Here is a 10,504-nt window from a genome sequence, read left to right as displayed (position 1 = left end):
CATGCTTTTCATCGATGGGACAAACTGCTATATATACCCCATATTTTTGCTTATCCGTGATAATATAAAATGATCTGGAAAGAAAAGCACTGGTATAATTTTTTCCTGAAGAGCTGGCGCTCACAGTATCCTTTTCATACTCTGTCGTGCGAATTATATCGCCTTCAAATCCATCAATCAGCGCTTGTATATCAGCGTCAATACCATCTGAATTTTTCAGACCGTTACACAGTAAGGATTTTACGCCGTCTTTATCCCCATCGTCTATGTATGTCAATAATTGATCTACCGTATCTGCGTAGAACTGATCGTTGTATTTATACTCAACACCGTTTATGATAGGCGTTTCTTTAATGGCACAACTACTCAGAGATATCACCAATGCTAAGCTCGAAATAAGGCTGATGACTTTTTTCATTTATTGTTTCTCCTTCCAGTCTAATGTTGCCGTATAAGTCTCATCTGAGAATGACCACCATGCAGTTCCGTCAGTCGCATCTCTGAAAGCCTCATACATGATCTCGCCATCCTCCATCCTCAATATCCGGTTTTAAGTATTCATACTTATCGTAAAAAAAACGTACTTACTCTTATCAGCACTATCAAAACGTAAAATATATTCCGCTATTTTACTGCTTATTTTTTCAATTCCACACTTTTGATTGGAAATATAATTGATCATATATTTTATCGTGTATAAAGCTATAAACCTATAGTTTTTCCAATCAACCGTTAAAATTGCCGTCAGGTTCTGTTAAAGCCCAAACACTTCTACATTTTGTACACTTATAATAAAATTTTTTATGTCCATAACCATCATACTTATTAATGGAGTGTTTTTTACAAAGTTTCTTTGCTTTTTTTAATTCAGCAATATATTTTTTTAGATAACAAAAATCGGAAATATCGTTAAACTCATCAACTTCAGCTAGTACTTCACAAACACATGATATTTTCATTGATTTTATAATATTATTTTCTATAACAATTAATGGATAACATTTCCAATCAAACCATATTGCATCATCTGCTATAAAATACAACCGTTTCTCACCCAAAAAGGTTTTGTTTGCTATAGTCATCAATTCTATTTTTTCATTAATTGTTGCTTTTTTATTTGGATACCACTCTATTTTATTAGCAAGCACCAAAAAATAATCTATTCCTATTTCTCCATGAAATGTTGCTATTTTATCATTATATTTTACATGAATTTTATCGCTACTTGCTTTGCCTACTGTTACAAATTCCATATGCATTTTCAATTATCACTTCTCCTTTAACCAATTGATGATGCTTCCATTTAATGAAAATAGACCTGATAAACCTGATGTAAATTCAAAAGTTCTTGGAATGTTAATTAATAATTGATTGCTAGTTCCAAAATTAGCTAGCTTTGAAACACTTGTTACCATTGCTATAGCTAATACTGCTCCTATTACAATTGTTACTGTGATGAGAATCTCTTTCCAATGCTCCTTGCACCACTCACAAGCGTTATCTACTTTTTCTTCCAACCAACTTTTTTCAATATCCGGTTTTAAGTATTCATATTTTTCATAAAAGTCATTCTTGCTCTTATTAATAACATCAGCGACATCGCCGTCGATACGCACAACATCAGAAACAAACTCATTTACATCTTTTTTGAGATTATCAAGAGCGTCGATCTTATTTTCCTGAGTCTGTGTAGACGCTTTTATAGAACTAATTACATCGTCAACATTGCAAACGCTGATTACAATTTTTAAGATCTAGATTTTGTAATCCAATTAACCTTATATTCTATTATTTGGTCATCAACATTTTCTGTTATGAAATACAAGAATTTATCATAATTTTTCATTTTGCTGTCTACGTAAAACTTTCGTATACCCGCATATACTTTTATTCGTGTAACAATATTGGTTTTTTGATCAACTGTATCCGGTTTTATAATAGTAACTTTTTTTATCTCATCAGTTGTTATTTTTATTCGGATACCGCAGGTTTTAACAACCATTATTTCATCTTTTCGTACTTTAATTTTCAGAGTAGTGAATAATACAGGAAAAGAAAGCAAAACACAAAAAACAAGTAATCCTATATACATAAACCAATTTGCTTTAAAAGAGTGTTCTACAAAATCAATTATTTCAAGTATAATTACAAAAGAAAAAAGTACGGCTACTAAAAACAGTAAGACATATCCATTATGTCTAATCTCAAAATAATTGTTTTTAGTTCTCAATCAACAGTTCACTCCTTTAATCTTTTATTGCATCAATTCCGCCTTGACCAATATTCTCAAAAAAACCTTCTATATATCCACCCACAAGACCATTGCGAAGAGTTTTGAAATATCTGCTAAAAATATCAAATTTAAAAGGCACTTGTTTATTAGCCGCTCTGGTTATTTGACGTGCAAAATCTGCTGAATAACTATGTGTACCCACCAGTCTTTCAAAAGCTTGTATTCCAGAGAACTTATTAGCCATTTTCTGAGTAATTGCTTTTGTAGGTCCCTCAAATACCTTTCCTAAAATAAATGCAAATACAACTGAACCACATATATCAAGAGAAATTTCAGTAAAACTTTTATTTTCAATTCCAAATATATTTTTGAAATTTTCGGTTAGACTTGTGGAAACAAAAGCATCAACCGCTAATGCTACACCTGCTTTACCAAAAATCGAACCTATTAAGGCAGAGCAACTTGTTCCTGCAGGATTAATCATCAATATGCCACCTACAGCTCCTCCGATAAATGCCCCCAAATAATCTAATATTGAACCTTGCCACTTTCCGGTGATAGCGTATGTGACAATATTACTTGCAAGTTGACCAACGGTACTTAATATACCACCAACAAGTGCGGCTAACGCAACTGCAGCTCCTCCGAATGTAGCCACCGATATACAAATAATACCTACCGCTATGACTATGGTTACAACAATTGCAACAATCTCTTTCCAATGCTCCTTGCACCACTCACAAGCACTATCCCATTTCTCTTCCAACCAGCTTTTTTCAATATCCGGTTTTAAGTATTCATATTTTTCATAAAAGTCATTCTTGCTTTTATTGATAGCGTCAGCCGCATTTTGGTCAATAGTCACAACATCGGAAATGTATTCACTAATATTTTCTTTCAATGACTTAAGTGATTCAATTTTGTCCTCTTGGGTCTGCGTTGATGATTTTATAGAGCTGATAACATCATCAACATCACATATGCTTTCATCTATGGAAAGCACTTTTGATTTCAGTGATTTCAAATCAGCATTATCATTAATAAATAAAGGGTGATAATATTTTACGGCATATTCAGGATCAATTTTTATTATTGATGTAATGTTATTTTTTATTGCTTTGCAATAATCATTTCCTAATTTATAGTATATAGCATTGACAAGGTGCAAAACCATTTTCAATAGTGGCATGTGTTTTCTAAGTTCAATTATCTGTTTGCTTTTTATGTGTTTAGTGATTCGCATCTTCTCATAGTTTAATCCTCGATACAATATTTCAAATAATAAATATTCCATCTCATCTCACCTTAATTGGTTTTCAAAAACGCATACCATTCTGCTCACCAACATACAGCCGTTGTTGCCGTTGGATCATTTGTTACCACTTTATGCTCTTATTTAAAATCAAGTGTAACACAAAGTCTTTGTGCGATGTCGACTTAATTAATAGGGTAAAGCCTATAATAATAGCCATTATCAGAATGTTTCTTTATACATTTAAACTCCGCTTCATCCTTTTCAAAACTTGCATATTTTACTTGCGTACTTTCGTTTTGTCTATATGGATAAATAATAAATTCTGGAATTTTATTTGTAAAATCATGATCTGAGACTTTGAAAAATTCTTCATAAGTAACATTGTTATTATTAAGGAAAATAATCCCATAATTTAAATCGAGATATGTATTATAATTTATATCAAATGCATCACATATATCTTTCGTTTGCGTTGACGGTCCATATACAATACACTTATCCCATTCAAAGCCAGTAAAATCAGACATATGTATAATAATCTCGGTATCATCATTACATTTTTTTATAATTTTATCCTTTAACGATTTTGAATGACGATAATTTATTATTGAAAAAGTGCTCAGTATAACTCCCATACACAATACTCCAATCAAAATTACTCTAATATATTTCTTGACCAATTCAATCACCTTTTTTATTATAGTATTTATTATCTGGTGGAAATCCGTTTTCATCAAGTGTTTCCAATATAATTAAATCATCTTTGTATCGTTCGTATGAATGTCGTTCTTTTACAGTCACATAATATCCATCATCAGTTTCCTTCACAATATTTAATCCATTTGTATAATAGTAATCTAATACTTTTTTTGCTATATCTTTGGATGTACTATCAATTGATGTTGTTTTTCCAATTTTCCGTCCAATAACATTGTTTAACAAATCAACTGCTTGATCAGCATCACTTAAAGTTTTAAACTTATGTGAGTATATATCTTTGATTTCATGAATAACGTTTTGATTTTTTTCATGAGCATTACCAGCTTGTAAGCCTATATTCTCTCCCCACTTACTTGTTATAATTGAAATCCAAAAAGTGTGTCGAAAAGCATTTACTTCTGATCCTTCTTGAGCATCATTATCTTCAAAACATTTGAATAAAAGTTAAAGCATAATTAAATATTTTATCACGATTGATTATTTCTAAGATTGATATTGATTGTCATAAAGTTTTAAGTTTATATCAATCAGGAACTTCATTCCCATAAGACATACTGAATACCCGCAGCCAGTATGCGTCATCTTCTGAGTATTCTTTAACAGCATCTTCAATAAACTGATTTTGTAATTCTTTAACTATTAATCAGGTGATCCGCTTGGTAAATGCCTTTCTCCCACATGATCGCTTATCCAATCGATTGTTGCAACAGTAATGCAATATTTATTTCCGTTTTCCAGTTTGACAAAAACATCAATATTATCATTTTTTATGTTACAATTCTTCAACGGAGTTGGATATTCAATTGATATTACTTTCATAACATTATCTTCTATTAAACTTTTTAATCTTTCATCCAAGCTTCATCATAATTTGGATGTTCATTTAAGCATTTCAAATCAATTCCATAAGTATCATGTCCTAAATATGAGAACTCTTCTAATTTTGGTAAGTTTAACACAAAGCTCATGTCTGTAATATTACAATAAGAAACATCTAAAGCTTTTAGATTATAAAGTCTATTTATAATTTCTTTATCTATTGAGTGTATATTTGTAGAATTTATATTGAGGGATACAATATTCTCCCAATTAACACTTTCATCATCCAGCTTGGTAAAATCAGCTCCTGAAATTGAAAGTGATTTCAATTCCGTTAATTCGGATAAATCCGGTAAGGTTTCAATTTGAACATCGTATAATTCCAACGATTTTAAATTCTTGAAACTTCCCTCTGTTCCGAGCAAGTCAATATCGTCAATTTTAAAACGAGCACCCCCATAAGGATTAGATCTAATGCATAAACTTGATAGACTTCTGATATCTGCCAGCTTTCTTATTGAACCAATAGGTGAATCTACAATATTAACAGAAGTTAATTTTTTTAGTTTAGTTAACTCTTCAAAAAAGTTCTGTGCATCTGAAGCGTCACTGATTCCGACAATAGTAATTGTTTCAAGATTCGTTAATTTGCTGAGCAAATCATAAACGTGTCCCAAAAGTGCAACATCAGAACCCGGATCACAAACCAACTCACGTATCTCATCATAATTCTGACTTGTTTGATTAATACAGTCGTTAATGGTTTTTCGTTTCCACTGTAAATCAGCTTCTGTTTCATTATCACTGTTTAAGAACCATATTCCGAAACCTATTACAATAGCAAAAAATATTATAAGAATACAAGTAATAATTATCATCGTAGAAAATATAGTTTTATGTTTCATTATAAACAAATCCCTCATTACGTTAATCTTGCAAAAATGTTATAAAGGCATCAATATGCTGTTTATATTTATCGGCTCTCTTCTTTTTTTCTCCTACAAATTCACCATCAATATAAGCACCCAAAGTAGATTTAACATCGTAATTTATATTATTGCGAATTTGATCAATACCACCATTATTTAATACGAACTCCGATTTAGGATTGATTGTGCCATCCATTACAGCCTTATTATATTCCTGTTGAACTTTGAGAAAATTACTGTTACTTTTCTCAAATTTATACTGTATATTATTCGGATCAATATCAGATAAAAAATCCTGATCGTCATACCTTGTCGAAATAATATCTCCACTATAGGATATCATTCTATCAGTACTTCCATTAGCAAAATCCACAATGTCTAAATTATCGTTAAATTCAACATACTGTAATGCCTCATGAACAAAATCTTTCATAACCTCCGAACCCAATTCATTTGCTCTCCTTTTAAACTCTTCAACAGTTGGAGGATTTTCCCCATTAAAAAGATTTCCCTCTTCTCGTGAGAATCCAAAATGTAATTCAATATTCTCATAATTAGAACCATGTTGCACATTTAGAGCAATTGCAAAAACAATAGCATCAGCCACATTTTAGTCAATAGTCACAACATCGGAAATATTTTCATTAATGTCCGAAGCCCATAAAGCAATAGAATTTTTATCTATTCTATATTTTACAAATACTTCATTATTTTATCTCATAAACCACTCTTTTACCCGATAAAAAATCCAGCAAATATTATTTATATTCGCTTCCATCATCATTTACAAACTCAATTTTGAATGAACTATTCTTATCTTGCTTTCGCACCGCTTTGATAAGTTCAGTCAATTCATTCTTCTCGATATATTCTTGATGTTTTATCCAAGATATACTATTTACTGTTGCATAAAAACCATCTACGCACATTTCCCCACCAAATCTTGCGATATTCTCTTTGTACTCAATATCGACATACCATTTCGTACCTGTAATTTTAATTTCTTTCATTTTTTATTCCAATCATTTAATAATATTCCCGTTTGAGAAGTTCCTATAAACAAACTCCTTATTAGTGAACCAACCTGAGTAGTATGCGTAATCACATTAACCGCAGTAGGCGTATATATTGTGATATTTACTACATTAGGATTTATTCTTAAAATAGTACGTTCAAAGACATTCCATACACTGGTTGGTCGAACAGTATTTCCGAGTAACGCTTCCACATTCCCTGAAGAATGCATTGCGTATGAGGAAGAAGCACTATTCCATGCGCTTATTGTAGAAGGATTGGAAACATCCCAATTTGGAAGTTCAATACCCTTCGATGAAAGAGTTGTTTCCAAAATAGATCTTCCCATTTTATCCGCACAATTTGCCGCTATTTGATCTCCGTTACATATACCCTCATCTCCAATTCCAGACCAGAAAGTTGACGAATCAGATTTAAGTGTGAAATTATATTCACTTGCACCGCTTATGGCTGAACGAAATTGAGGATTAGTTGTCCATTGCTTTCCATAATTTCTTAAATCAGCATTTGAAATTCCTTTTACACTACTATAAATAGAACCAATGGAATAAAAACAATTCGATATTGTACTTGTCCAATTTAATATATTTTGAAATGTATTAAAAACTGAATCATCAATATTCCACCATGTGTCAAGTATATTTAATGTACCTGAACCAAAAGCTGAAAGTATCGCTATTGAGGCAACAGAAAGACTAGTTATCGTTGTAATTGTTGTAGCAAGACCTGCAGAAACTCCAAACGTTGTAAGTACAGTGGTTAATAATGGCACAAGAGCCATTCCGCCAGTGGCAACAACAGCAACTATAGCTAATACTGCTCCTATTACAATTGTTACTGTGATAAGAATCTCTTTCCAATGCTCCTTGCACCACTCTCCGACTTTTTTTGCAGCCGTCTTTGAATTTCTCCCAACGGCTTTTTTCACATTCGGGCTTCATGTAGTAGTACTCGTCGTAAAAATCGTCTTTGCTCTCAATAATAGTCAGAGTTTATACAGTTGTATTTTACTACAACTCCTAATAGTATCTAAAAGCTGTGAAACTTTTTCTTGGTTGCTTGGCATTTTTACATCTCCGTTATTCTATTTTTACAAATTTGATATCCGATTGAGTAATTTACATTATTTATTTAAATTTGAAATCTTTTACCATATGTATTTAAGTATAGTCTGTATCCTATCTCAAATAACATTAATTGAGCAAATCAACGTTAATACAATCTCCTAAAACAATTAAATCGTATTTCTCATCGTTACCTTTTTCAAAAAATCTCCAACATTCTGTATTGTTTGTAACTTCCAAATATACAGTCAATGTGATACTTTTATTAAATATAATCACCAAATCACCAAATTCCGTGATTTTTACTTTTTGAACAATAAGGTTATTAAGTAAATCGTTTTTGTTAGAGGCAACCCATTTATCAAATATATTTGCACCATTAACATCCCACTCAAATAAATCATCATCACTTTCTGATTCCAATTTATTATATTTGTCTGTGTCAGTAACCAAAATTTTTTCATTGTCACATATTCTAAATAAAGTCTGCATTAATAATATATAACATTTACCGTGCTCATCAACAAAATCAATCCAAATGTCCCCATGATTTCTATTAATATCAGCAACCTTATTTCCAACAAGTACTTGAAGTCTTTCTGAAATATAATTTCTCTCTTTTTTATTCACTAACATTATCCTCCCGACATTGAATCCCTCTGCCAGTTATAACAAGATGTCTTTCTTTTCCATGCCATACAAAGAAACGCCAACACTCATCATTAGAAGTTGTATCAACAAAAACATTTAATGTTATAGAATTACTAAATTTAATTTTAAGATCACCAAAATTGTTTATTTCAATAGATTTAATTACAATATTATCTGAAAAATTTTTGTTGAAATCATCGCACCATTTGTCAAATAAATTATTACCTTTTACATCCCAATTAAAATTTTCAGTCTCGGTCATTGGTGATATTGGCTGATATTTATCCATATCAGTAATTAATACTTCTTCGATATTACAAAATCTAAAAAAAGTTTGCATATGGAGTGCATAATCTTTACCATCAATTCCTTTCATGGCAATCCAAACTAAATCAGCTGCTCTCCCTATTTTTATACTTTTCGCACCTTTAATTTTATTGATGCATTCCGTTATTGTATTTTTTTCTGATAAAGTCATTGTACTTCCTACCTATACTCCAAAATAATTCAAAGCCTCTTCTAGTGCTTCTTGATAATCCATGCCTTCGTCATGTAATATATCATGTATATTATCTTTTATCTTATTTTCTGGCACACCACGTCTTTTCAACTCACGTGTTATTGCTTTAACTTGTTTTTGTTGTTTTTTCTGATCTCTCGGAGATTTACCTTTTTGTCTACCCATACGTTCGCGTCTAGAATAATCTTTCCCAGCATTATGTACCAACACACCAAAGCCACTAACGTGATACGTATGAAAATCCTCCACCTGGAAATTATACACCTTAACAGGTTCTTCTGTCAACTCAACATCAAAATTTTCAACTAAAAGAACATTTCCGTTTACATCAAGAAGTTCATCACCAACTATTAGTTCTCCTGCTTTGATAAAGCCTTGATTTTTTACATAGAACGGGTGGTCAACTGTAGTGATTATTTCTTCACCGTTCACATTGAGATGAACAAGCGTTGTTACCTCTTTTATATAGGTTTCAGGAACAGTTTTCGGAGAAGTTTCCATTGTTTCAGGGTCTGTTGAAATGACTTTATCTCCTGACTTTATCTTTTCTATAGCAACCATTCCGGCAACCGCCATGACAAGCGTTCCTGCCACAAAATATGACGGTTTAACTCCTGCACTGTTAGCTGCCTTGTTAAATCCGCTGTTCATTCCGCCGGTAAAAACAGCTACACTTGCTATAGTCGTCTGAGCTATATTGTATATAGAACTCTCATGCAAAGCCGCATTAAAGTCACTCAGCCAATTATCGCCAAACAGAATTTTTGATTCAATGGGTATTATATTAATGCTTTAATATAATTTAAATATTTAGGATCCGCATCCGAAAAAACTTCCTCACCATCTAACATATATGCTCTTATTAAGTAATCTTGTGCTTGTTTAAAATTATTCAACTCATAAAAGCATTCACCAATTCTAACATAAATGAACGGATTATCCAAGCCGTCAGGACATTTTTCAGCTTCCAAGAAGTAATTTAAACTCGTTTCATATTTATCATTTAAATAATAAACGTCTCCAAGTGCAGTAAAAAGCCAAGTAGCTGCCTCCCAATTATAGATAGGCTTTGGCAACAAGTTTAGCGCTTGCTCATATTTGAGAATTGCTTTATCATGTTTGAAATTATCCGCTAATTCGTCGCCTTGTTCACTTAACTTAACAATTTTTTTATAAACTAAATCATTCAATTCCATAAAAATCTCCTTTTACTTACATTTATAACTTTATGTGGTCACTGGGGGCAAATAAGTACCTAGGTGTGCACCTTGAGATCGA

15 protein-coding genes and 1 pseudogene are annotated in these 10,504 nt (G+C 31.8%); all 16 read right to left on the bottom strand.

What is annotated here, in order from left to right; genetic code table 11:
- Nucleotides 1-418: DUF5104 domain-containing protein (locus OCV57_RS10240; RefSeq protein WP_267301450.1), on the bottom strand; the 418-nt coding region annotated here is incomplete at its 3' end.
- A gap of 307 nt (nt 419-725) precedes the next feature.
- Complete coding sequence (locus tag OCV57_RS10235; RefSeq protein ID WP_267301448.1) at nt 726-1,265, bottom strand: hypothetical protein; 540 nt, start codon at nt 1,263-1,265, stop codon at nt 726-728.
- A gap of 3 nt (nt 1,266-1,268) precedes the next feature.
- On the bottom strand, nt 1,269-1,616 hold the full coding sequence (locus tag OCV57_RS10230; protein WP_195551407.1) for a hypothetical protein: 348 nt from the start codon (nt 1,614-1,616) through the stop codon (nt 1,269-1,271).
- Nucleotides 1,617-1,747: 131 nt separating this feature from the next.
- Nucleotides 1,748-2,230 (bottom strand): hypothetical protein, encoded by a 483-nt coding sequence (locus tag OCV57_RS10225; protein WP_046442056.1) that lies wholly within the window; start codon nt 2,228-2,230, stop codon nt 1,748-1,750.
- Nucleotides 2,231-2,246: 16 nt separating this feature from the next.
- Nucleotides 2,247-3,527 (bottom strand): hypothetical protein, encoded by a 1,281-nt coding sequence (locus tag OCV57_RS10220; RefSeq protein WP_267301443.1) that lies wholly within the window; start codon nt 3,525-3,527, stop codon nt 2,247-2,249.
- A gap of 143 nt (nt 3,528-3,670) precedes the next feature.
- A complete protein-coding gene (locus tag OCV57_RS10215; protein ID WP_267301441.1) occupies nt 3,671-4,123 on the bottom strand; it encodes a hypothetical protein in 453 nt (150 codons plus the stop codon).
- Nucleotides 4,124-4,169: 46 nt separating this feature from the next.
- Nucleotides 4,170-4,610: pseudogene (locus tag OCV57_RS14405) on the bottom strand (DUF6973 domain-containing protein); the annotation flags it as partial.
- 237 nt (nt 4,611-4,847) lie between these two features.
- A complete protein-coding gene (locus tag OCV57_RS10205; RefSeq protein WP_267301440.1) occupies nt 4,848-5,027 on the bottom strand; it encodes a hypothetical protein in 180 nt (59 codons plus the stop codon).
- 23 nt (nt 5,028-5,050) lie between these two features.
- A complete protein-coding gene (locus OCV57_RS10200; protein WP_267301438.1) occupies nt 5,051-5,932 on the bottom strand; it encodes a leucine-rich repeat domain-containing protein in 882 nt (293 codons plus the stop codon).
- A 22-nt stretch (nt 5,933-5,954) separates the two neighbouring features.
- Entirely contained in the window at nt 5,955-6,563 is a 609-nt protein-coding gene (locus tag OCV57_RS10195; RefSeq protein WP_267301437.1) for a hypothetical protein, read from the bottom strand.
- A 151-nt stretch (nt 6,564-6,714) separates the two neighbouring features.
- Nucleotides 6,715-6,966 carry a hypothetical protein gene (locus OCV57_RS10190; protein WP_117925355.1) on the bottom strand — a complete coding sequence of 84 codons (252 nt, stop codon included), beginning with the start codon at nt 6,964-6,966 and terminating at the stop codon, nt 6,715-6,717.
- Entirely contained in the window at nt 6,963-7,919 is a 957-nt protein-coding gene (locus OCV57_RS10185; protein ID WP_267301435.1) for a hypothetical protein, read from the bottom strand. The genes OCV57_RS10190 and OCV57_RS10185 overlap by 4 nt, the downstream gene beginning before the upstream one ends.
- Nucleotides 7,920-8,184: 265 nt before the next feature.
- Nucleotides 8,185-8,685 (bottom strand): hypothetical protein, encoded by a 501-nt coding sequence (locus OCV57_RS10180; protein ID WP_118160541.1) that lies wholly within the window; start codon nt 8,683-8,685, stop codon nt 8,185-8,187.
- The gene (locus OCV57_RS10175; RefSeq protein WP_215650091.1) at nt 8,678-9,184 is read right to left on the bottom strand and encodes a hypothetical protein; all 507 of its coding nucleotides are present in this window, start codon (nt 9,182-9,184) and stop codon (nt 8,678-8,680) included. The genes OCV57_RS10180 and OCV57_RS10175 overlap by 8 nt, the downstream gene beginning before the upstream one ends.
- A 12-nt stretch (nt 9,185-9,196) precedes the next feature.
- On the bottom strand, nt 9,197-9,877 hold the full coding sequence (locus tag OCV57_RS10170; RefSeq protein ID WP_267301432.1) for an HINT domain-containing protein: 681 nt from the start codon (nt 9,875-9,877) through the stop codon (nt 9,197-9,199).
- A gap of 128 nt (nt 9,878-10,005) precedes the next feature.
- Nucleotides 10,006-10,422 carry a tetratricopeptide repeat protein gene (locus OCV57_RS10165; RefSeq protein ID WP_267301430.1) on the bottom strand — a complete coding sequence of 139 codons (417 nt, stop codon included), beginning with the start codon at nt 10,420-10,422 and terminating at the stop codon, nt 10,006-10,008.
- Between the last annotated feature and the right edge of the window lie 82 nt (nt 10,423-10,504).

This window comes from Hominimerdicola aceti, assembly GCF_025567495.1.
GTDB classification, from domain to species: domain Bacteria; phylum Bacillota; class Clostridia; order Oscillospirales; family Ruminococcaceae; genus Hominimerdicola; species Hominimerdicola aceti.
Note: the sequence above shows the minus strand (reverse complement) of the source record. Positions and strands in the feature narration are given on the sequence as shown.

What these genes read in the sequence shown, in the direction of transcription:
- OCV57_RS10175 (WP_215650091.1), bottom strand. Translation starts at nt 9,184, where the DNA reads ATGACTTTATCAGAAAAAAATACAATAACGGAATGCATCAATAAAATT.
- OCV57_RS10165 (WP_267301430.1), bottom strand. Translation starts at nt 10,422, where the DNA reads ATGGAATTGAATGATTTAGTTTATAAAAAAATTGTTAAGTTAAGTGAA.
- OCV57_RS10220 (WP_267301443.1), bottom strand. Translation starts at nt 3,527, where the DNA reads ATGGAATATTTATTATTTGAAATATTGTATCGAGGATTAAACTATGAG.
- OCV57_RS10170 (WP_267301432.1), bottom strand. Translation starts at nt 9,877, where the DNA reads ATGAACAGCGGATTTAACAAGGCAGCTAACAGTGCAGGAGTTAAACCG.
- OCV57_RS10200 (WP_267301438.1), bottom strand. Translation starts at nt 5,932, where the DNA reads ATGAAACATAAAACTATATTTTCTACGATGATAATTATTACTTGTATT.
- OCV57_RS10205 (WP_267301440.1), bottom strand. Translation starts at nt 5,027, where the DNA reads ATGAAAGTAATATCAATTGAATATCCAACTCCGTTGAAGAATTGTAAC.
- OCV57_RS10190 (WP_117925355.1), bottom strand. Translation starts at nt 6,966, where the DNA reads ATGAAAGAAATTAAAATTACAGGTACGAAATGGTATGTCGATATTGAG.
- OCV57_RS10215 (WP_267301441.1), bottom strand. Translation starts at nt 4,123, where the DNA reads ATGGGAGTTATACTGAGCACTTTTTCAATAATAAATTATCGTCATTCA.